The sequence below is a fragment of the Pseudomonas sp. zfem002 genome, assembly GCF_032621685.1.
In the GTDB taxonomy this organism is placed as follows: Bacteria; Pseudomonadota; Gammaproteobacteria; order Pseudomonadales; family Pseudomonadaceae; genus Aquipseudomonas; species Aquipseudomonas japonica.
This window is the reverse complement of record NZ_JAVYJH010000019.1, coordinates 187,571-207,793: the sequence shown is the minus strand read 5'-3', so window position 1 is coordinate 207,793 and position 20,223 is coordinate 187,571. Positions and strand designations below refer to the sequence as shown.

The following is a 20,223-nucleotide window of genomic DNA, read 5'->3' as shown; positions in this document are numbered from 1 at the left end:
CCTACGGGATCATGCCAATGACAGGGTCAGGCAATCACCGACCAGGCAATCGCCGACAGGGTGATCAAGCCCACCGCCACCACGAACACATTCGACAGCTTGCCGGAATACTTGCGCAGCGACGGCACCTTGTTGATCGCGTACATCGGCATCAGGAACAGCAGGCAGGCGATCACCGGTCCGCCCAGCGATTCGATGATGCTGAGGATGCTCGGGTTGAGGGTGGCGACGATCCAGCAGGTCAGCACCATGAACGCCGCGGTGGCCCGCTCCAGGCCCTTGGCCGACATCGACTTGCCGCGGCCGCGCAGGGTCTTGACGATCAGGCCCTGGAAGCCTTCGCTGGCACCGACGTAATGGCCGAGGAACGACTTGGTGATCGCCACCAGGGCGATCAGCGGCGCGACGAAGGCGATCACCGGGGTCTGGAAGTGGTTGGCCAGGTACGACAGGATCGAGATGTTCTGCGCCTTGGCCGCCGCCAGGTCGGCCGGCGACAGCGCCAGCACGCAACTGAAGCAGAAGAACATCACGGTCAGCACCATCATCAGGTGCGACACCGCCAGGATGCGTCCGCTCTTCTGCTCGGCACGCTCGCCGTAGTGATTCTTCTGCGCCACGGCGAAGGCCGAGATGATCGGCGAGTGGTTGAACGAGAACACCATCACCGGAATCGCCAGCCACAGGGTCTTGAGCAGCAGGCCCGGGGCCATGCCTTCGCTCGCCTGGGCGAAGAAGGCGCTGTTCCAGTTGGGGATCAGGCCCAGGGCGAGCAGCAGCAGGGCCGCGACGAACGGATAGACCAGCACGCTCATGACCCGCACGATGATGCCCTGGCCGCAGCGCACCACGATCATCAGGCCGCAGATCAGCAGCAGCGAAAGCAGCGCCCGCGGTGGTGGGGTGATGTGCAGCTGGTGTTCGAGGAAATTGCCCAGGGTGTTGGTCAGCGCCACGCTGTAGACCAGCAGGATCGGGAAGATGGCGAAGAAATACAGGAGGGTGATCAGCTTGCCGGCGCCAGCGCCGAAATGCTCCTCGACCACTTCGGTGATGTCCTCGCTGCCGCCCTTGCGCCCGGACAGGACGAAACGGGTCAGGCCGCGGTGGGCGAAGAAGGTCATGGGGAATGCCAGCAATGCCAGGATCAGCAACGGCCAGAAGCCGCCGACGCCGGCGTTGATCGGCAGGAACAGCACGCCGGCGCCGATGGCGGTGCCGTACAGGCCGAGGGTCCAGGTGGTGTCGTGGCGGCTCCAGCCAGTGCTGGCGGGCGCGGCCGATTCGACACGCAGGTTCGTGGTGCTTTGTACATCAGTCATCGATAACGCCTTGTAATTGTTCTTGTTGCTCATGAATAACCAGGGTGACAGTGCATAGGACCGGGGCCGCTTTGCGGCCCTTCGCGAGCGAGCTCGCTCCCACAGGATGGAGTGAACCTTGTAGGAGCGAGCTCGCTCGCGAAGGGCTGCAAAGCAGCCCCGTGTGACGCTACGGACCGCCTACCTTCAACACTCGACGAAAGCGACGGCCAGTCCGCCGCGGGAAGTCTCCTTGTAGTTCTCGTGCATGTCGGCACCGGTGTCGCGCATGGTGCGGATCACCCGGTCCAGGGAAATGAAATGCTCGCCATCGCCGCGCAGGGCCATCTGCACGGCATTGATCGCCTTCACCGCGGCGATCGCATTGCGTTCGATGCAGGGCACCTGGACCAGCCCGCCGACCGGGTCGCAGGTCAGCCCGAGGTTGTGCTCCAGGGCGATTTCCGCGGCGTTTTCCAATTGTGGCGGGGTCGCCCCGAGGACGTCGGCCAGGCCCGCCGCGGCCATAGCGCAGGCCGAACCGACCTCGCCCTGGCAACCGACCTCGGCGCCGGAGATCGAGGCGTTCTTCTTGCACAGGATGCCCACCGAGGCGGCGGCGAGGAGGAAGTCGACCACGTCGGCGTCACAGGCGTCGGGGTTGAACTTCATGTAGTAATGCAGCACCGCCGGGATGATGCCCGCGGCGCCATTGGTCGGCGCGGTGACCATGCGCCCGCCGGCGGCGTTCTCTTCGTTGACCGCCAGGGCGAACAGGTTGACCCACTCCATGGCGCTCAGGGTCGAGCCGATCACATTGGGCTTGCCCAGTTCCTGCAGGCTGCGGTGCAGTTTCGCCGCGCGGCGCTTGACCTTGAGGCCGCCGGGCAGGATGCCTTCGTTGCTCAGGCCGTTGGCCACGCACTCGCGCATCACCGCCCAGAGTTGCAGCAGGCCGGCGCGGATCTCGGCCTCTTCGCGCCAGGCCAGTTCGTTGGCCATCATCAGTTGGCTGACCCGCAGGCCATGACGCTTGCACAGGGCGAGCAGTTCCTCGGCGCTGGAGAACTCGTAAGGCAGCTGCACCGCCTGGGCAGCGCCGCCCGCGCCGATTTCGCCGGCCTCGACGATGAACCCGCCCCCCACCGAGTAATAGGTCTGCTGCAACAGCAGGCCGCCCTCGCCGCTGGCTTCCAGGGTCATGGCATTGGGGTGATAGGGCAGGCTCTCGTCGAGCAGCAGCAGGTCTTGCCGGCAGTCGAAGGCGATCGCCTGGCTGCCGCCGAGCACCAGCACACCGGTGCTTTCCAGTTGCTCGATGCGCGGGCCGATGCACTGCGGGTCGATGCGGTCCGGCCACTCGCCCATCAGCCCCAGCAGGCAGGCGCGATCGGTGGCATGGCCTACGCCGGTGGCCGACAGCGAACCGTACAGACGGACTTCGACCCGCTTCACCGCGCCGAGCAGATCCTGCGTGCGCAAGGCCTCGACGAAGGTCGCCGCGGCGCGCATCGGACCGACGGTATGGGAGCTGGAGGGGCCGATGCCGATTTTGAACAGGTCGAAAACACTGATAGCCATGCTAATGCCTCTATTACCGAATGAAGTGAGCCATTACGGTGCACGGTGAAAAAATTGAGAGTTGTCACTAAGTTGGACGATACTGCCGCATGACTTTTCCTACGACCAACGAAACTTTCTAAGCAATGCTTTAGCAGGACTAAACGATGAGACGACAGATGAACGGCCAGATGTATGTCTGGCTGCACGTGTTTTCCTGCGCGGCGCGGCACCTGTCGTTCACCCGCTGCGCCGAGGAACTGCACATCACCCCCGGCGCGGTGAGCCAGCAGATTCGCCAGCTGGAGGAACGCCTGGGCTTTCGCCTGTTCCTGCGTCGTGCCCGCGGGGTCGAGCTGAGTGCCGAGGGCCAGCGCCTGGCCCTGACCGTGCACGAGGCCTACGGCAGCATCGATGCCGAACTGCGCCGCCTCGACGCCGGCGAGATCCGCGGGACCCTGCGCCTGCGCTCGATCCCCTCGTTCCTCGCCAAATGGCTGACGCCGCGTTTGCCACGCCTGCAGCAGCGCTTTCCCGATATCCAGTTGCGCCTGGTCGCCGAGGACAGCAACCAGGCGTTGCACGAGGGCGATTTCGACCTGGCCATCGACCTCAACGACGGCAGCTATCCGGGCATGCACTCGACGCCGCTGCTGGACGAGGAGATCTTCCCGGTCTGCTCCCCCGCCCTGCTCCGCGGCCGCCCGCCGCTGCACGGCCCGAACGACCTGGTGCACTACCCGCTGCTGCACGACATCACCGCCTGGCGCGGCAGTTCGGAGTACGCGGAGTGGGAGTTCTACCTCGAGGCCATCGGCGCCGCGGGCCTGGATGTGCGGCGCGGGCACACCTTCAACCGCAACCACCTGACCATCGAGGCGGCGATCGCCGGGATCGGCGTGGCGATCGCCCGGCGCACCCTGCTCAACGACGAACTGGAACGCGGCACCCTGATCGTGCCGTTCGGCGCGCCGGTGCCGAACCACAAGCGTTATGTGCTGCTGTACAGCGCCGGAACCCTGGCGCATCCGAGTGCACGGGCGGTGCATGACTGGTTGGTGGAAGAGGCGCGGGCCTTTGGCTGACTGATGGTCCCTATTGCTGCCTGGGTATCTACACAAGTTTGATGGTCTGGCGGGAAACCGCATCAGGGCCGCCAGGTACCTGTCTTGAGCCTTGCAGCGCCCTCCAGATCGAGCGCCGCCCGCGCGGCGCATCGCGGATGAATCCGCTCCCACATTTGTTGCAACGTACCTATGTCTGTCAGGCCATGGTTGACCGCATTGTGTGTTCGACTCGATATCGAGTCGGGCTCAACAGCCTCCCCGCGATGCATCGCCGAAAAAACAAAGGCTGACAACTCAACTCTCACAGGCCATGGCACGTTGCAACCGATGTGGGAGCGGATTCATCCGCGATGCGCCGCGCGGGCGGCGCTCGATCTGGAGGGCGCTGCAAGACTCAAGACAGGCACCTCGCGGCCTTCATGCGGTTTCCCGCCAGGCCTTCAAAGCTGTGTAGACACCCATGCAGCGATAAGCCCAGAACAGACGAAATAGATTTATCCAACACCCATGTGAGGTTTTTTTACTGTCGCCCGTCATCTTGCACGTCTAGTTACAAGGCCCGTCCCAAACGCAAGGAATTCCCAATGACAGCCAACACCGAACGCGCCAGCCTGCGCTCGCAGCGCCTGAATCAGCTCACCCACGCGCCGCACAGCGAGCTGGACGCCCTGGTCAAGTCCCACGCGCCTTTCGAAACCCGGGAAAACTTCGCCCGCTTCGTCGTCGCCCAGTACCTGTTCCAGAACGAACTCAAGGCCCTCTACACCGACCCGCGACTGATCGCCATCGTCCCCGACCTGGCCGAGCGCTGCCGCGCCGAGCAGGCCCGCCTCGACCTCGCCGATCTCGACACCGCGATCCCCGCCGACTACCCGGGCGCGCTGCAGAATCCAGGCATCGGCCAGGCCATGGGCTGGATCTTCGTGTCCGAGGGTTCCAAGCTCGGCGCTGCGTTCCTGATCAAGCGCGCCGTGGCCCTGGACCTGAACGAGAACTTCGGCGCCCGTCACCTCGGCGAACCAGCCGGCGGCCGCGCCGAAGGCTGGAAGCAGTTCACCCGTATCCTCGACAGCCTGGAGCTCAGCGCCGAAGAGGAAGCCGCCGCCGAACAGGGCGCGGTCGCGGCCTTCGAGCGCTTCACCGAGCTGCTCAAGCACGCCTACGCCACTGCGCCTAAAGCCGAACTGGCCTGATCGCGCTCCGGCCGTCATGATGACGGCCGGATTTCTCCGTGCAGTCGATATGCCCATGACCCGACCCTCTCCCTCGAAGCTTTCCCGCGTGCTCTACGGCCTGCTGGCCTACCTGAGCCTGGGCATCGGCCTGGTGGCGATCGTCGTACCTGGCCTGCCGACCACCGAATTCATCCTGCTCGCCGCCTGGGCCGCGACCCGCAGTTCGCCGCGCCTCAGCGCCTGGCTGGAAAACCACCGCCTGTTCGGCCCGATCCTGCACAACTGGCGCAACGGCAAGGTGATCCAGCGCCGGGCCAAGGTCAGCGCCACCGTCAGCATGCTGCTCTGCGCCAGCCTGATGCTGCTGTTCCTCGAACACCGCTGGCCGGTGTGGCTGGCCATTGGCGGCATGACCCTGGGCAACCTGTGGATCTGGTCGCGCCCCGAGTCCCTGCCGCAAGACCGCCGCGCAGCCAGGCGCGCCGACCCGTCGGGAATTTGACCAGCGCGCGGCGAATGACTTCACTTGTCTGCTTCGATCCCAGGAGCACAACGATGCTGAACATGCTCGGCGCCCTCGCCCATGACCTCGCCCTGCCGCAGCCCGCCGAGGGCGCGGTGCGCTTTGCCGCTCCAGGCAATCTGCCCGCGGCGTTCGCCGTCACGGAAATGGCCGGGGTCAGTGTCGCCGCCGCCGGCCTGGCCATCGCCGCGTTGATCGAGCAGCAGGCCGGCGAATGTCGCCGCGTGCTGCTGGACCGCCGTCTCGCCGCCCTCTGGTTCGCCTCCAGCCTGCGCCCGCAAGGCTGGCAGGCCCCGCCGCTGTGGGACCCGATCGCCGGCGACTACCAGACCCGCGACGGCTGGATCCGCCTGCACACCAATGCCCCCCGTCACCGCGCCGTCGCCGAACAGGTGCTCGGCCCGGCCGCCGATCGCCAGGACATGGCGCGTCGAGTGCTGGGCTGGACCGGCGAGGCGCTGGAGCAGTCCATCGTCGAAGCCGGCGGTTGCGCGGCGCAGATGCGCAGTTGGCAACAGTGGTCGGATCACCCCCAGGGGCTGGCGGTGAACGCCGAGCCATTGATCCGCCGCCAGGCTTTCGACGCCGACGGCTCGCGGACCTGGTCGGGGACCCCGGAGCGGCCGCTGCACGGCGTGCGGGTGCTGGACCTGACGCGGATCCTCGCCGGGCCCATCGCCACCCGCCTGCTGGCCGGCTTCGGCGCCGACGTGCTGCGCATCGACCCGCCAGGCTGGGACGAACCGGGCGTGGTCGCGGAGGTGACCCTGGGCAAGCGCTGCGCGCGCCTGGATCTGCACGATGGCGAGCAGCGCAGGCTGTTCGAAGGCTTGCTGGCCCAGGCCGATATTCTCGTCCATGGCTATCGCGCCGATGCCCTGGAACGCCTGGGCTATGGCGACGAGCAGCGCCGCGCGCTGAATCCGGCGCTGGTGGATATCAGCCTGAATGCCTATGGCTGGACGGGTCCCTGGCGTCTGCGCCGGGGTTTCGACAGCCTGGTGCAGATGAGCACCGGCATCGCCCATGCCGGCATGCGCTGGCAGCAGGCCAGCCGCCCGGTACCGCTGCCGGTGCAGGCGCTGGACCATGCCACCGGTTACCTGATGGCGGCCGCGGCGATCCGCGGTCTGGCCGAGCGCCTGGCTACGGGGCATGGCGGCATGGCCCGCCTGTCACTGGCGCGCACGGCGAAATGGCTGGTGGAGCAAGGCACGGTGGCCGACGACCTGCCGCTGGCCGAAGAAACCCCGCTGGACCTGGCCTGTACGCGGGAACAGACCCCGTGGGGACCGGCGCAGCGCCTGAAGGTGCCATTGCAGGTGGTAGGCGCGCCGTTGCAGTGGGCGCGCGGGGCTTGCGAGCTGGGTTCGGCGCAGGCCTGCTGGTAGGTAGGAGCGCGGCTTGCCGGCGAAGGCCCGCGAAGCGGGCCCCCTACCACCACAACCTGCCAGAACGATTGCAGCTCAAGGGTTTGGGACCGCTTCGCGGTCCTTCGCAGGCAAGCCAGCGCCTACAGCAGCGATACCCTGCGCTTTTCCTTCCGGCACCACCACCTGCCCCAGGTCGATATGCTTGAACACAGGACTGGCTCCCAGCCGCGCATTGAAGCGGGTGTTGAAGGTGAAGTCGTCCTCGGTGGGCACGCTCAGCGGCCTGCCATACAGGGCCTGCAGCGCCGTGCTGTCATAGCCGAGCAGCTGCAGCAAGGTCGGGAACAGGTTGTAGTGACTGGAGCGATTGCGATTCAGCGCCAGGTTCGCCTGCCAGTCCGGCGCCTTGACCCCCTCGCCCTGGATCACCACCAGCGGCACCAGCCCTTCCTCCATCACCGGATCGCTGTCGCAGTGGGTGTTCAGCCCCGGATTGCCGCGCTCGTGCAGGTCCTGGCCGTGGTCCGAGGTGTAGATCAGCACCGCCTGGCTCAGGTCCGCCTCGGCGAACAGGCGCTTGAAGAACTCGCCGACATTCCACGCCAGGGTGTTGCGGTAGGCATTGCGGTACAGCACCCAGTCCTGCGCCGTGCCGGAAAAGCCGTCACGCCTGCCGGTGTCGGTCACCTCGGCGTACTGCCCGCGCGGCAAGGCCGGGCGCCAGTGCATGAAGGCGTCCGGGTACTTGTCGTGCACCGGGAAATGCGCACCGAGCTTGTTCACCACGATCAACTGCGGCCTGCCGTCGCCCAGCAGCTCCACCAACTTGGCCGCCACCGCCATGTCGCGCTGCAGCACCGGGGTGTCATCGAACTGGATGAAGCGGTCGATATCGCGCTTTTCCGCCTCGCTCATCAGGTTCTGCAGATGGCCGCCGCTGCGCTGGGCATCGATGTAGACGGTGCCCAACCCGGCCTGGTGGGCGTACTGCCAGATCGACGGCTGGGTCGAGTTGATCCGCAGGTAGTCGCCGCGGGTACCGCCGTAGCGCAGGGTCACGTTGGTGTCGGCGCTGCAGTTGGCGATGGACGCGGCATAGCCGTAGTTGAAGATCTTCAGCCCCGGCTGGGCCTGGGTCAGCGGCGTCGGCACCCCTTGCGGCGTGTTCAGGTCGAGGTAGTTGCCGGCCACGCTCTCGTCGATCAGCAGGACGATGTCCCGGGCCATGGCCTCGCCGCTGCGGGGCAGGCTCACCGGCTGGCGGACGCCGACACGATCATGCAGGGTCTCGTAGCCCAGCAGGTTGAGATAGGCCAGCGGCGTGTACATCACCGGCAGGCCGCGGGCGCCCTCGCCGGCGCGAACGAAGAGGATGCCGGTCAGCAACGCCAGGCCCAGCAGCGGCGCGGCCCACGGCATCACCCGCGGCAGTCGCGGCGTGGCGCCGGGGCGCAGGCCGAGGCCGAACAACAGGAGCAACCCGCGCGCCAGCGCCAGAAGCATGGCGTCGTGGTACTGGGCGACGGCTTCGCCGATGAAACCGCCGGAATAGACCATCGAGATGAACGCGCTGTAGGTCAGGTAGCTGGCGGTGATCCGCGTGTAGGCATCGAAGAACACGGCGCTGGCGAAGAACACCAGGGCCAGCAGCCAGCGCACCCCGCCCTGGCGGATCTGCGCCGCCAGCCATAAAGCCGCCGCCAGCAGGACGAACACCCCGGCATACAGGACCAGCGCCGTGCCGCCCAGCGCCTGCACGCGCTCGCCGATCGCCGCGTGGAAACAGGCCAGGTAGGCCACCAGCAACAGGCTCTTGAGGTATGCACGCATGGAATGGCTCCACCTTCAACGACCGGGAATTGTCGAAAGGTAGCCAGCTTGCGAAAGACTTTCCAGCTATCGCCCGCCAATTTACTGGCGAAAATTTGGCGTCGACAAATAGGTATTAACACCAAAGGAAGTGTTGCCAAATAATTGCGAACCATTCTGTGTAACCCCTGTACGGCGCGGCTTACGACCGTTCATCGCGAAATCGATCGGCGATTTGCCAGTATGTTTTTTCGCTAAGGTGCGGATTGCCAACGAGTTGATGGCAAAACGACTTGTTGCTTAGGCACTGTAAGTTCGACGAAACATGCCATTCCATTGACACTTTTTCCCCAGCCTGCGCTATACCGAAAACACATCGCTGTTACACCCCCATTACGCCATGCGAGGCAGCCGGAATGGACGTAAGTGTTTTCGGTACTGGTTATGTAGGGCTCGTGCAGGCGGCCGCCCTGGCCGATGTCGGACACCGCGTGCTGTGCGTGGATGTCGACACGCACAAGATCAGCCAACTGCGCGAAGGCGTGCCGCCGATCCACGAGCCTGGCCTGTCGGCCATGCTCGAGGAGAACATCCGCGACGGCCGTCTGCTGTTCAGTACCCAGGCCAGCGATGCGGTGAATCATGCCGCGCTGGTGTTCATCGCCGTCGGCACGCCGCCGGACGAAGACGGCTCGGCCGACCTCTCCCACGTCCTCGGCGTGACCCGGCAGATCGCCGAGCTGATGGACGCCGACCGCACCCTGATCATCAAGTCCACGGTCCCGGTGGGTACCGCCGACCAGGTGGCGCAACTGGCCCGGGAAACCCTCGACCGCCTGGGCAAGCTGAGCCTCAAGGTGCGGGTGGTGTCCAACCCGGAATTCCTCAAGGAAGGCAGCGCCCTGGCCGACTGCCTGCGCCCCGACCGGATCATCGTCGGCACCTGCGACGGCGTGGCCCAGGAGCAGCTCGGCGAGCTGTACGCACCGTTCTGCCGCAACCACGAAAAACTCATGTTCATGGACAACCGCAGCGCCGAGCTGACCAAGTACGCGGCCAACGCCATGCTGGCCACGCGCATCAGCTTCATGAACGAACTGGCCAACCTCACCGAACGCCTCGGCGCCGATATCGAAGCGGTGCGCAAGGGCATCGGCTCCGACCCGCGGATCGGCTACCACTTCATCTACCCCGGCTGCGGCTTCGGCGGTTCGTGCTTTCCCAAGGACCTGCGCGCGCTGCTGCATACCGCCGAGCACAACGGCATGCCGCTGCGCCTGCTGCAGAGCGTCAGCGAGGTCAACGACAACCAGCGGCGGATTCTCTTCGCCAAGCTCAAGCAGCACTTCCCCGGCAGCCTGGCCGGCAAGTCGGTGGCGCTCTGGGGCCTGGCCTTCAAGCCCAACACCGACGACATGCGCGAAGCACCCAGCCGCTACCTGATGGAAGCGCTGTGGGCCGAGGGCGCCACGGTGCATGCCTTCGATCCGGAGGCCATGGCCGAGTGCCGGCGCCTCTACGGCTACCGCAAGGACCTGCAGCTCTGCGCCACCCGCGACGACACCCTGGAAGACGCCGATGCCCTGGTGATCTGCACCGAGTGGAAGAACTTTCGCGTGGTGGACTTCACCCTGCTGGCAAACAAGCTGCGCCAGCGCCTGATCATCGACGGGCGCAACCTGTACAACCCGGACCAGGTCGCCACCTTCGGCCTGGACTACTGCGGCATCGGCCTGCGCCATGTCGTGCCCGAGGTACCGGCATCATGAAAGTGCTGGTGACCGGCGCGGCCGGCTTCATCGGCGCTCACTGCGCGCTGCGCCTGCTGCGCGAGGGGCACCAGGTCATCGGCCTGGACAACTTCAACGCCTACTACAACCCGGCGCTGAAGGTCGCCCGGGGCGAGTGGGTGCGCCAGCAGGCCGGCGAGTTCTGCCTGCGCATCATCGACCTGAGCGACAGCGCAGCCCTCGACCGGCTGTTCGCCGCCGAGCGCTTCGACGTGGTCCTGCACCTGGCCGCCCAGGCCGGGGTGCGCTACTCCCTGGACAACCCCAAGGCCTACCTGGACAGCAACCTGGCCGGTTTTCTCAACATCCTCGAAAGCTGCCGGCGCCACCCGGTGCAACACCTGCTGTACGCCTCGTCCAGCTCGGTGTACGGCGCCAACCGCCAGGTGCCCTACTCGGTGCGCGACAGCGTCGACCATCCGCTGTCGCTGTACGCCGCCAGCAAGAAAGCCAACGAGGCCATGGCCCACTGCTACAGCCACCTGTTCGGCATTCCCGCCACCGGCCTGCGCTTCTTTACCGTGTACGGCCCCTGGGGGCGTCCGGACATGTCGCCGCTGCAGTTCGCCACGGCGATCCATGAAGGCCGCCCGCTGCGCCTGTTCAACCACGGCCAGCACCAGCGCGACTTCACCTATATCGACGACATCGTCGAAAGCCTGGTGCGCCTGATCCCGCTGCCGCCACAAGCCAATCCGCAGTGGGACGCCCACGCCCCGGACCCGGCCAGCAGCCACGCGCCGTGGCGCCTGTACAACATCGGCGGGCAGCGCCCGGTGGCCCTGCTCGACTACGTCGCCCTGCTGGAAAAGCACCTGGGACGCAAGGCCGAAGTGGAACTGCTGCCACTGCAAGCGGGCGATGTTCTCGATACCTGCGCCGAGGCCGGCGACCTCGCCGCGGCCACCGGCTTCACCCCGCAAATCTCCCTGGATGACGGGCTCGGGCGCTTCGTCGCCTGGTTCTTCGACCACTACCTGCCGCTGCTCGGGACGCCAGCGCAGGACAACCGGGCCACGCCCGCTGCAGTTCGGAGGTAGCCATGACCGGACAACCCCAAGACGCCCAGGTACAGGCGCTGTACCAGGACAAACGCATGGACCCCAAACACCGCATGCGCATCGATTCGGCAGTGCACAAGCAAGGCCGCGGCTGGTTCACCGGACGCCTCGGCGGCCGGCCCTGGACCCTGTCGCGGACCAATCGCTGCATCGCCGCCTTCGGCGCCGTGTGCCTGATCATCCTGCTCTCGCCGCTGCTGCTGGGGCTCGCCGCGCTGGTCAAGGCCAGCGGCCCGGGCCCGGTGTTCTTCGTGCAGCGGCGCACCGGTTACCGCGGACGCTGCTTCGGCATGTTCAAGTTCCGCACCATGGTCGCCAATGCCGAGGCGCTGAAAGAATCCCTGCGCCACCTGAACAAGCACGGCGCCCAATCCATCGACTTCAAGATCGACGACGACCCGCGGGTAACCCGGATCGGCCGCTGGCTCCGGCGCAGCAGCCTGGACGAGCTACCCAACCTGTTCAACGTGGTGCGCGGCGAGATGCGTCTGGTCGGGCCCCGGCCCACCTCGTTCAACGCCTACCGCTACAAGGACAGCCACCTCGCGCGCCTGAGCATCTACCCGGGCATGACCGGCCTCTGGCAGATCTCCGGACGCAGCGACATCGACTTCGACCAGCGGGTCGAGCTGGACCTCAGCTACATCGCCGAACAGAGCCTGAGCCTGGATCTGAAGATCCTGCTCAAGACTCCCTTCAAAGTCTTCACTGGCCACGGAGCAAGTTGAGATGGACGGTTCTACTTCGAGAAGCATGAGCATCGCGACCCCCAGCGAAAGCAACCTGACCTCCACCGTGCTCGACCAGGATCGACGCCTGCTGCTGATCACTGCCGCCAACCGCGGCAGTGGCACCAGCACCAGCGCCCTGGCCGTGGCCAGCCAGCTGGCGCAGTTGAGCGGTGGCTCGGTGCTGCTGGTGGACGCCAGCAACGACACCAGCAACCTCAGCCAGCAACTGGGCCTGACCCGGCTGCGCGGCTTCCACGACCTGCTGTTCGATGACCAGACCCCGCCCCTGGCGCAGGACTGCATCGTGCGCCTGTCCGACCAGAACTTCGATGTGCTGCCCAGCGGCGTGCACAAGCGCGGCGGCGAACGCCTCGACCCGGAACTGCTGCGCAGCCTGCTGCAGCGCCTGGCCAGCGACTACCGCTTCGTGGTGATCGATGGCGAGGCGGTCTACAGCGGCGCCGACAGCCTGGTCATGGGGCCCCTGGTGGATGGCGTGATCCTGGTGATCAACGCCGAGGACACCCGCCGCGAAGTGGCCCAGGCCGCCAGCCAGCGCCTGGTCCAGGCCGGCGCCCTGCTGATCGGCAGTGTGTTCAACCGGCGCCGCTACTACATGCCCAAGTGGCTGTACGACAACCTCTGAGCCGACCGTGCGAGGGACACAATGATGAAAACCACCCTGATCGCCCTGTTCGCGTTGTTACCGCTGGCGGCCTGCACCAGCAACCAGGAGATGCGCCAGATGCCGGTGCAGATCCTCACCGCGCCACCCGCCAGCGCCCAGGCCAGCGAACTCACCGGCAAGGAACAGGTGCTGCGTCCGCAGGACGTGCTGGATGTGATCTTCCACATCAGCACCAGCGGTTCCGACGCCTACCGCATCCAGTCCGGCGATACCGTCGGGCTCAACTTCCTCTCCGCCAGTTCGCTGAACGGCAACCAGCTGGTGCTGCCCGACGGCCGCATCGAGCTGCCGGCGGCCAACACTTCGGTGCAGGTCGCCGGAATGACCCCGGACCAGGCCCGCGCCGCGATCCAGCAGGCGTACCGCAACAAGAGCCTGTTCCAGCCCAACCGCGACCAGTTGACCGTGCAGGTGATCAGCCCGCTGACCAACGAGCAGAACCTGAAAAACGCGCTGAACCACCCGGCCACCGGCATGAGCCGGGAAATCACGGTGAACAGCGACGGGCGCGCCAACTTCCCGGAAATCGGCTCGGTGCCCCTGCAGGGCATGACCGTGACCCAGCTGGAGACCTACCTGAACCAGCGCTACGCCGATCTGCCGGGGCGCATGACCGTGGACGTGATGCTCAAGTCCACCGCGGTCAACGAGATCTACGTGCTGGGTGAAGTCGGCCAGCCCGGCGCCTACCCGATCCGCCGTCCGGTCTCGGTCCTCGAAGCCCTGACCCTGGCCCGCGGCCCGAGCATCAAGGCGCGCCTGGACTCGGTGGTGATCATGCGGCGCAACGGCAACCAGGTGCAGGCCATGCCCTACAACGTCGACCAGGCCCTGGACGCCAGCGCCGCGCAGGTGGCCTACCTGCAACCGGACGACATGCTCTACGTGCCCAAGACCAAGCTCGCCAGTGCTGGCGAACTGGCCCGGCAACTGGCCGACGTGGTGCTGTTCCAGGGCGTGGGCTTCAGCTTCGGCTACCGCGTCGACAACAAAGGCAGCGACAACTGAACTCAGGGGTACGGCGACATGAATCCCAAAGAGAACTACCTGCACGAATTCTTCCGCATCTTCTTCGCCAACCGTCAGTGGGTGAAGCGCATCTTCCTCGCCTTCGCGGTGATCGCCCTGGTCCTGCCGCTGGTGCTGCGGCAGAGCTTCGACATTGGCGCCGAAGTCATCGTCCAGTCGAAGAAGCTGTCGCAGAGCGACACCAACACCGCCCTGGCCCAGGAAACCGACAAGTTCATTCCGCCGTCCCTGGCGGACATGGAAACGGAGAGCAACATCCTCCGTTCGCCGACCCTGATTCGCCAGACCATCAACCAGCTGCGCGCCGAGGGTAAATACTCGGTGGAACCCGGCATGCTCGATCAGTGGCTATTCGCCCCGCTGCACCAGCATGTGATCGACCCGCTGCGCACCGCCCTGGGCCTGAAGGTCGCCGCGGCCGGCGACAGCCAGCTCGACGCCCTGACCGAACAGGCGGTGAAGAGCCTCAAGGTCGAGACCCTGCCCGGCTCCAACGTGATCTCGGTGAACTACAGCTTCGCCGATCCGGCCCAGGGCACCGCGTTCGTCGCCCGCCTGCTCGACAACTACCTGAAGAACCGCCAGGACCTGCAGTCCAACGAACTGCCGGAATCCTTCTACGAACAGAAGAAACTCCAGTACCAGACCCGTCTCGACGACCTCGAAGGCAAACGCCTGGGCCTGCTGGAAAGCAACGGCTCGTCGGATCCGAAGGAAGAGATCACCTTCCGCCTCAACGCGATCAACACCGAGGAACAGGCGCTCAACCTGTACCGCGACCGCCTGCTGCAAAGCCAGCGCTGGCTCGACTACCTGAAGTCGGCCCTGGCCACCGCCGGCTCGGCGAAGATGAACGACTACAGCTTCCCGTTCACCTTCACCACCACGGTGGACAACGTGGCCTTCGAGGACCGCGAGATCAAGCAGCTGGGTGAGCAACTGACCACCCAGGTGTCGCGCTACGGCAACGACGTGGCGATCTTCCAGCCCAACAGCGAACCGATGCAGCTGCAGCGCGACCAGATCAGCCGCACCCGCCAGCAGTTCCTCAAGGTGGTCGCCAACCGCATCCGCGAACGCGAGAAGGACCTGACCGTGGTCCAGGAAGTGATCGCGCAGAAGACCGCGCGCATCGGTGAACTCAAGGGCCGCATCCACCAGCTGCAGGAAACCCAGAGCAAGGCGCGCCAGCTCGACACCGAGATCGACGCCCTGCACAAGGCCTTCTTCACCTACACCCAGCGCTACGAAGAGAGCCGCGGCCAGGGCCAGCTGGACAACCTGTCCAACGCCCGCATCCTCAGCGCGCCGTACCAGCCGACCGAAGCGGCGTTCCCGCGGCCCGGCCTGATCGTGCCGTTCGGCATGCTCACCGGCCTGCTGTTCGCCATTGCCCTGGTCTACGTCCGCGAGTTCTTCGACCACCGCTTCAAGCATCCGGCACAGATCGGCCAGGACCTCAACCTGCCGGTACTGCTGGTGATCAACGACCAGGCGCCGGAGCTGCCCAACCCGCACAAGCAATGGTCGCTGCCACGCCTGTGGCACTGGGTGCGCAATTGAACGCCGCGGCCCCGCGCCAGCCGATCGTCCACCTGCTCAACAGCGGTGGCTTCTACGGCGCCGAGCGCATGCTGCTGGACCACTGCCGGGCCACTCCCGGGCAGCATCGGGTGGTGTTTCTCGACGCACCGGACGAGTTGCTGGCGCGCTTTCGCGAGGCCGGAGTGGACTGCCAGCGCTGCACCGGGGTGACGGGGCTGCGCGCGGCCCTACGCGGCGAGCGGGATGTCCGTCCGCTGCTGCTCAACGCGCACAACTTCCGCGGCCTGCTGTTCGGCTGCCTGGCGGTGCTGCTGTGGCGCCTGCCGCTGGTCTCGACCCAGCACGGCTTCACCCCGCGCAACCGCAAGCAGCGCCTGTATACCTGGCTGACCCTGCGCCTGTGCCGTTCGCCGCTGGTCAGCCAGGTGGTCTGCGTCGCCGACAGCATCGCGCGGATCCTGCGTGATGCCGGCGTCTCCGGCAGCAAGGTGCGGGTGATTCCCAACGGTCTGCCGGAGAGCACCGAGCCGGCCCCGCGCCACACCGGCAACGGTCAATGGCTGGCCGGCTATGTCGGGCGCCTGAGCAGCGAGAAAGGCCCCGACCTGTTTCTCGACACCCTGATCCCGCTGTGCCAGCGCTACCCGCAGTTGCACGGTGTGATGCTCGGCGACGGTCCGGAACTGCCGGCCCTGCGCGCGCGCATCGGCGCCGCCGGGCTGCTCGAACGCATCCGCCTGCCGGGCTTCCAGCACGACATGCGCGCCTGGATGGGCCGCCTCGATGCCCTGGTGATCAGCTCCCGGACCGAAGGCACGCCGATGATCCTCCTCGAAGCCATGCAGGACGGCGTGCCGGTGGTGGCCTTCGGCGTCGGCGGCATCCCCGATGTCATCGAACATGGCCGCAGCGGCCTGCTCGCCCGACCGCTGGCGGTGGACGAACTGGCCACGCAACTGGCCGCGCTGATCGACGACCCGGCCCAGGCCGACGAGCTGATCGCCCAGGCCCGCCGCACCCAACGCGAACGCTACCACCTGCCCACCCTGGCCCAGCGCTGGGCCCAGGTCTACCTGGGCGCTGCAACGGAGGTCCGCGCATGATCCTGCCCCTGTCCCTGATCGGGCTGTTCGGCCTCGCCGCCCTGGCCCTGCTGGTCAGCCCCTGGCCCTACCTCGCCCCGGGCGCGGTACTGGCCCTCGCCGGCCTGCTCGCCCTGTGGCGGCGTCCGGCCTGGGGCCTGCTGGCGATTCTTGCCCTGGTGCCGTTCGAAGGCCTGTTCAAGGACAGCGACCTGTCCGCGACCAAGCTGATCGGTGCCGGCCTCGGCCTGATCCTGATGCTGCAACTGGCCAGCGGCAGGCTCGGCGGCGAGCGCCTGCGCAGCAACCTGTGGCCGCTGCTGCTGGCCTTTCTCGCCTGTTACCTGCTGAGTTTCTGCCTCAGCGAAAGCTGGGCGATGTCGGCCCTGCACCTGCGCGAGCTGCTGATCGGCCTGCTGCTGTTCGTCATGACCCTGCTCATCGCGCGCGACCTCGACCTGACCCTGCTGGCGCGCCTGGTGACCCTGAGCGTGTCCGCCACCTGCGCCCTGGCGATGTACTCCAGCAAGTACCAGGACCAGGGCCGTGCCCAGGGCCTGCTCGACGACCCCAACGTCTTCGCCCTGCTGATCGCCTTCGCCGTGCCGCTGGCGATCTGGCTGCTGCTGACCAGCCCGAACCTGCGCCAGCGCCTGCTCTGGCTGCTCTGCGCCGGGCTGCTGCTGGCCGGCATGACCCGCACCGAGTCGCGCTCCGGCCTGCTGGTGCTGCTGATCAGCCTGGGCATCGGCCTGTATCACTACCGGGTGCAACTGGGCCGCATCCGTCCGCGCCACCTCGGCCTGCTGATGCTCGCCCTGGCCCTGCTGCTGCCGGCGGCGGCGACAGTGATGCCGGCCAAGTACCTGGAGCGCATCCAGTCGCTGAGCCTGCTCAAGTCCGGGGTCAACGCACACAAGGACGACTCGCTGGGGCGCCGTGCCTCCTACATCGTGGTCGGCGGCAAGATGATCCGCGACAACCCGCTGCTCGGCTCCGGTCCCGGCACCTTCCCCCTGCACTACGCCACCACCGGCTACGCCAAGGCGTTCTCGGCCAACCGCAAGGTCACCGACCTGTATCGCCGCGCGCACAACACCTACCTGGAACTGTTCAGCGAGATCGGCCTGCCCGGTGGCCTGCTCTTCGTCGGCATGATCGCCCTGGCCCTGCGCAACTTCTGGGCGGCCCGCGGCGCCTGGCTGCGCCAGCATGAGGTGGCCCGCGCCGACCTGCTCACCCACCTGAGCATGAGCATGCTATCGCTGGGCCTGTTCCTGATGTTCCTCAGCGCGCCCAACCACAAGTACCTGTGGATCATGCTGGCGCTGTCGGCGGTACTGCGCAGCCAGGCCGAGGCGGCGCAGCAACGGGAACTGCGGCCATGACCCGGGTCGGCATCGTCATCCCCATGTTCAACGAGAGCCGCCATATCGGCCGCACCCTCGCCGCGCTGCAGCGTGCCGCCGCCGAGGCCGGGGTCGACTGCCAGCTGATCGTGGTCGACAACGGCTCCAGCGACGACGGCCCGCGCATTGCCCGGGCCCTCGGCGCCGAGGTGCTGTGCCAGCCCGGGCTGAGCATCGGCGCCCTGCGCAACCGTGGCGCGGCGGCCTGCGACTGCGACTGGCTGGCCTTCGTCGATGCCGATATCGAGGTGCCGGACAGCTGGCTCAGCCGCCTCTTCGAACTGCACGGGCGCGGCGCCGCCGAGGTCTTCGCCCTCGACTGCGATACCCCGCACCAGGCGCCCTGGTTCGCCATCGCCTGGCAGCGCCGCACCCTGCGCGCCGGCGAACTGCTGCAACGCCAGCAATGGCTGCCCAGCCCCAACCTGCTGATGCCGCGCCAGTGGTTCGAGGCCGTCGGCGGTTTCGACGAGAACCTGCGCAGCGGCGAAGACAAGGACTTCACCCTGCGCCTGCACGAGGCCGGCGCGCGCCTGGCGGTGCTGCGCGACCCGGTGGTGCTGCACTGGGGCTACGAAGGCAGCTGGAAGGAATGGCTGGGCAAGGAGATGTGGCGCCAGGGCAGTCATCTGCAACTGCTGCGCAGCCATGGTGCCAGCCTGCGCCTGCTGCGCTTCCCGGCCCTGTCGATGGGCGCCTGGGTGCTCGACGCCATGGCCCTGTCGGCGCTGCTCGACGGTTTTCCGCACCTGAGCCTGTTGCTGCTGCTGATCGCCAGCCTGCCGGCCCTGGCCCTGAGCCTGCGGCAGAGCCTGAAGCACCGTGACCCGCGGCTGATCATGCAGCTCTGGGGGCTGCACTTCATCCGCCTGCACCTGGCCGGCATGGCCTTCGTCATGAGCCTGTTCAACTTGACCACCCGGAGACCTGCCCGTGGCTGAATTCATCTTCTGGCTGTGCCTGCTGTTGCCGCTCTACGCCTGGCTGGGCTATCCACTGCTGCTCAGCCTGCTGGCGCCGTTGCACCGCCGGCCCGAGGTGGCCACGGCCGCGCCGCTGACGGTCAGCGTGGTGATCGCCGCGCACAACGAGCAGCGCCATATCGAATCCAAGCTGCGCAGCGTGCTGAACCAGGACTACCTGGCCGCCAGCCTGCAGATCATCGTCGCCAGCGACGGCTCCAGCGACCGCACCGTGGCCTGTGCGCGCAGCGTCGACGATCCGCGCATCCAGGTCCTCGACCTGCCGCGCATCGGCAAGGGCGCCGCGCTGAATCGCGCGGTGGAGCTGTGCCACGGTGAGATCCTGGTGTTCACCGACGCCGACAACCAGTGGTCCGACGACACCCTCGGTCACCTGCTGCGGCCCCTGGCGGACCCCGGCGTCGGCGGCTGCGCCGGGCAGATGATCATCCCCCGCCCAGGCCAGGGCCTGAGCCTCGGCGATGCCCTGTACCGGCACTACGAGGGCTGGGTACGCCGGGTGGAAAACCGCAACGGCTGCATGGTCTCCGCCGACGGCGCCCTGCTGGCCCTGCGTCGCGAACTGTTCGAGGCGATTCCGGAGCAGGTCAACGACGACTTCTTCATCAGTACCTGCGCCCCGGCGGCCGGCCTGCGCATCGTCTATGTGCCCGAGGCCGTGGTGCTGGACTGCGGCGTCGACGAGGCCGACAAGCAGTTCCGCCGCCGCCAGCGGGTCACCGTCGGCGGCCTGCGCAGCCTCGCCGCGCGCAGCGCCCTGCTCAACCCGGCGCGCCATGGCCTGTACGCCATCGCCCTGATCAGCCACAAGCTGCTGCGGCGCCTGGCCCCGCTGCTGCTGGTGCCGCTGCTGCTGAGCAACCTGTGCCTGCTCGACGGCCCGGCATCCTACCTGTGGACCTGCACCCTGCAGTTGCTGGGCTACGCCATCGCCCTGGTCGGCCTGCTCGACAGCGGGCACCGCCTGCCGCGGCCGTTTCGCCTGGCCGCCTATGTGCTGGTGACCCTGGCGGGGATGAGCGTCGGTGTGTGGCAGTTTCTTCGCGGCCACAGCTACCGGCAGTGGAATCCCGAGCAGAATCGTTGAGGTCAGGACC

The 20,223-nt window shown here is 66.9% G+C and carries 17 protein-coding genes; 14 read left to right on the top strand and 3 right to left on the bottom strand.

Annotation, left to right across the window (positions count from 1 at the left end; all coding sequences use genetic code 11):
• Positions 1 to 26: 26 nt before the first annotated feature.
• Together RTI28_RS20765 and RTI28_RS20760 are read right to left on the bottom strand one after the other, a co-directional pair.
• Positions 27 to 1,322, bottom strand: a complete 1,296-nt coding sequence (locus RTI28_RS20765) for a serine/threonine transporter (RefSeq protein ID WP_316922167.1) — start codon at positions 1,320 to 1,322, stop codon at positions 27 to 29.
• A 186-nt stretch (positions 1,323 to 1,508) separates the two neighbouring features.
• The gene (locus tag RTI28_RS20760) at positions 1,509 to 2,882 is read right to left on the bottom strand and encodes an L-serine ammonia-lyase (protein WP_316922166.1); all 1,374 of its coding nucleotides are present in this window, start codon (positions 2,880 to 2,882) and stop codon (positions 1,509 to 1,511) included.
• Positions 2,883 to 3,028: 146 nt separating this feature from the next.
• Between RTI28_RS20760 and RTI28_RS20755 the strand changes: the two genes are divergently transcribed.
• The 4 genes from RTI28_RS20755 to RTI28_RS20740 all read left to right on the top strand — a co-directional run bounded on the left by RTI28_RS20755 (position 3,029) and on the right by RTI28_RS20740 (position 7,017).
• Positions 3,029 to 3,946 (top strand): LysR substrate-binding domain-containing protein, encoded by a 918-nt coding sequence (locus RTI28_RS20755; RefSeq protein WP_316922165.1) that lies wholly within the window; start codon positions 3,029 to 3,031, stop codon positions 3,944 to 3,946.
• A gap of 566 nt (positions 3,947 to 4,512) precedes the next feature.
• Entirely contained in the window at positions 4,513 to 5,121 is a 609-nt protein-coding gene (locus RTI28_RS20750) for a biliverdin-producing heme oxygenase (RefSeq protein WP_316922164.1), read from the top strand.
• Positions 5,122 to 5,176: 55 nt separating this feature from the next.
• Positions 5,177 to 5,605 carry a YbaN family protein gene (locus RTI28_RS20745; protein WP_316922163.1) on the top strand — a complete coding sequence of 143 codons (429 nt, stop codon included), beginning with the start codon at positions 5,177 to 5,179 and terminating at the stop codon, positions 5,603 to 5,605.
• A gap of 53 nt (positions 5,606 to 5,658) precedes the next feature.
• Positions 5,659 to 7,017: a CoA transferase gene (locus RTI28_RS20740; RefSeq protein ID WP_316922162.1), complete on the top strand. Its 1,359-nt coding sequence runs from the start codon at positions 5,659 to 5,661 to the stop codon at positions 7,015 to 7,017.
• 75 nt (positions 7,018 to 7,092) lie between these two features.
• Here RTI28_RS20740 and RTI28_RS20735 read toward each other — a convergent pair whose 3' ends face one another.
• The gene (locus RTI28_RS20735) at positions 7,093 to 8,829 is read right to left on the bottom strand and encodes a sulfatase-like hydrolase/transferase (protein ID WP_316922161.1); all 1,737 of its coding nucleotides are present in this window, start codon (positions 8,827 to 8,829) and stop codon (positions 7,093 to 7,095) included.
• Between the two features lie 395 nt (positions 8,830 to 9,224).
• On the opposite strand from RTI28_RS20735, the gene RTI28_RS20730 reads away from it, so the two are divergent.
• The 10 genes from RTI28_RS20730 to RTI28_RS20685 are packed head-to-tail and all read left to right on the top strand — an operon-like array spanning position 9,225 to position 20,213.
• Positions 9,225 to 10,577, top strand: coding sequence for a UDP-glucose/GDP-mannose dehydrogenase family protein (locus RTI28_RS20730; RefSeq protein ID WP_316922160.1), 1,353 nt, complete (start codon positions 9,225 to 9,227; stop codon positions 10,575 to 10,577).
• Positions 10,574 to 11,638, top strand: a complete 1,065-nt coding sequence (locus tag RTI28_RS20725; RefSeq protein ID WP_316922159.1) for an NAD-dependent epimerase — start codon at positions 10,574 to 10,576, stop codon at positions 11,636 to 11,638. The genes RTI28_RS20730 and RTI28_RS20725 overlap by 4 nt, the downstream gene beginning before the upstream one ends.
• A 2-nt stretch (positions 11,639 to 11,640) precedes the next feature.
• Entirely contained in the window at positions 11,641 to 12,387 is a 747-nt protein-coding gene (locus RTI28_RS20720) for a sugar transferase (RefSeq protein WP_316922158.1), read from the top strand.
• Position 12,388: 1 nt separating this feature from the next.
• A complete protein-coding gene (locus RTI28_RS20715) occupies positions 12,389 to 13,036 on the top strand; it encodes a CpsD/CapB family tyrosine-protein kinase (RefSeq protein ID WP_316922157.1) in 648 nt (215 codons plus the stop codon).
• 24 nt (positions 13,037 to 13,060) lie between these two features.
• The gene (locus tag RTI28_RS20710; protein WP_316922156.1) at positions 13,061 to 14,086 is read left to right on the top strand and encodes a polysaccharide biosynthesis/export family protein; all 1,026 of its coding nucleotides are present in this window, start codon (positions 13,061 to 13,063) and stop codon (positions 14,084 to 14,086) included.
• Between the two features lie 18 nt (positions 14,087 to 14,104).
• Complete coding sequence (locus RTI28_RS20705; protein ID WP_316922155.1) at positions 14,105 to 15,670, top strand: lipopolysaccharide biosynthesis protein; 1,566 nt, start codon at positions 14,105 to 14,107, stop codon at positions 15,668 to 15,670.
• On the top strand, positions 15,631 to 16,755 hold the full coding sequence (locus RTI28_RS20700) for a glycosyltransferase family 4 protein (protein ID WP_316922154.1): 1,125 nt from the start codon (positions 15,631 to 15,633) through the stop codon (positions 16,753 to 16,755). Before RTI28_RS20705 ends, RTI28_RS20700 begins: the two co-directional genes overlap by 40 nt.
• Positions 16,752 to 18,122 carry an O-antigen ligase family protein gene (locus tag RTI28_RS20695; RefSeq protein ID WP_316922153.1) on the top strand — a complete coding sequence of 457 codons (1,371 nt, stop codon included), beginning with the start codon at positions 16,752 to 16,754 and terminating at the stop codon, positions 18,120 to 18,122. Before RTI28_RS20700 ends, RTI28_RS20695 begins: the two co-directional genes overlap by 4 nt.
• Positions 18,119 to 19,084: a glycosyltransferase family 2 protein gene (locus tag RTI28_RS20690; protein ID WP_316922152.1), complete on the top strand. Its 966-nt coding sequence runs from the start codon at positions 18,119 to 18,121 to the stop codon at positions 19,082 to 19,084. Before RTI28_RS20695 ends, RTI28_RS20690 begins: the two co-directional genes overlap by 4 nt.
• Complete coding sequence (locus RTI28_RS20685; RefSeq protein ID WP_316922151.1) at positions 19,077 to 20,213, top strand: glycosyltransferase; 1,137 nt, start codon at positions 19,077 to 19,079, stop codon at positions 20,211 to 20,213. Before RTI28_RS20690 ends, RTI28_RS20685 begins: the two co-directional genes overlap by 8 nt.
• The last annotated feature ends 10 nt before the right edge of the window (positions 20,214 to 20,223 follow it).

What these genes read in the sequence shown, in the direction of transcription:
- RTI28_RS20705 (WP_316922155.1), top strand. Translation starts at nt 14,105, where the DNA reads ATGAATCCCAAAGAGAACTACCTGCACGAATTCTTCCGCATCTTCTTC.
- RTI28_RS20720 (WP_316922158.1), top strand. Translation starts at nt 11,641, where the DNA reads ATGACCGGACAACCCCAAGACGCCCAGGTACAGGCGCTGTACCAGGAC.
- RTI28_RS20715 (WP_316922157.1), top strand. Translation starts at nt 12,389, where the DNA reads ATGGACGGTTCTACTTCGAGAAGCATGAGCATCGCGACCCCCAGCGAA.
- RTI28_RS20750 (WP_316922164.1), top strand. Translation starts at nt 4,513, where the DNA reads ATGACAGCCAACACCGAACGCGCCAGCCTGCGCTCGCAGCGCCTGAAT.
- RTI28_RS20710 (WP_316922156.1), top strand. Translation starts at nt 13,061, where the DNA reads ATGAAAACCACCCTGATCGCCCTGTTCGCGTTGTTACCGCTGGCGGCC.
- RTI28_RS20725 (WP_316922159.1), top strand. Translation starts at nt 10,574, where the DNA reads ATGAAAGTGCTGGTGACCGGCGCGGCCGGCTTCATCGGCGCTCACTGC.
- RTI28_RS20765 (WP_316922167.1), bottom strand. Translation starts at nt 1,322, where the DNA reads ATGACTGATGTACAAAGCACCACGAACCTGCGTGTCGAATCGGCCGCG.
- RTI28_RS20695 (WP_316922153.1), top strand. Translation starts at nt 16,752, where the DNA reads ATGATCCTGCCCCTGTCCCTGATCGGGCTGTTCGGCCTCGCCGCCCTG.
- RTI28_RS20735 (WP_316922161.1), bottom strand. Translation starts at nt 8,829, where the DNA reads ATGCGTGCATACCTCAAGAGCCTGTTGCTGGTGGCCTACCTGGCCTGT.
- RTI28_RS20700 (WP_316922154.1), top strand. Translation starts at nt 15,631, where the DNA reads ATGGTCGCTGCCACGCCTGTGGCACTGGGTGCGCAATTGAACGCCGCG.
- RTI28_RS20730 (WP_316922160.1), top strand. Translation starts at nt 9,225, where the DNA reads ATGGACGTAAGTGTTTTCGGTACTGGTTATGTAGGGCTCGTGCAGGCG.
- RTI28_RS20755 (WP_316922165.1), top strand. Translation starts at nt 3,029, where the DNA reads ATGAGACGACAGATGAACGGCCAGATGTATGTCTGGCTGCACGTGTTT.
- RTI28_RS20760 (WP_316922166.1), bottom strand. Translation starts at nt 2,882, where the DNA reads ATGGCTATCAGTGTTTTCGACCTGTTCAAAATCGGCATCGGCCCCTCC.
- RTI28_RS20740 (WP_316922162.1), top strand. Translation starts at nt 5,659, where the DNA reads ATGCTGAACATGCTCGGCGCCCTCGCCCATGACCTCGCCCTGCCGCAG.
- RTI28_RS20690 (WP_316922152.1), top strand. Translation starts at nt 18,119, where the DNA reads ATGACCCGGGTCGGCATCGTCATCCCCATGTTCAACGAGAGCCGCCAT.
- RTI28_RS20745 (WP_316922163.1), top strand. Translation starts at nt 5,177, where the DNA reads ATGACCCGACCCTCTCCCTCGAAGCTTTCCCGCGTGCTCTACGGCCTG.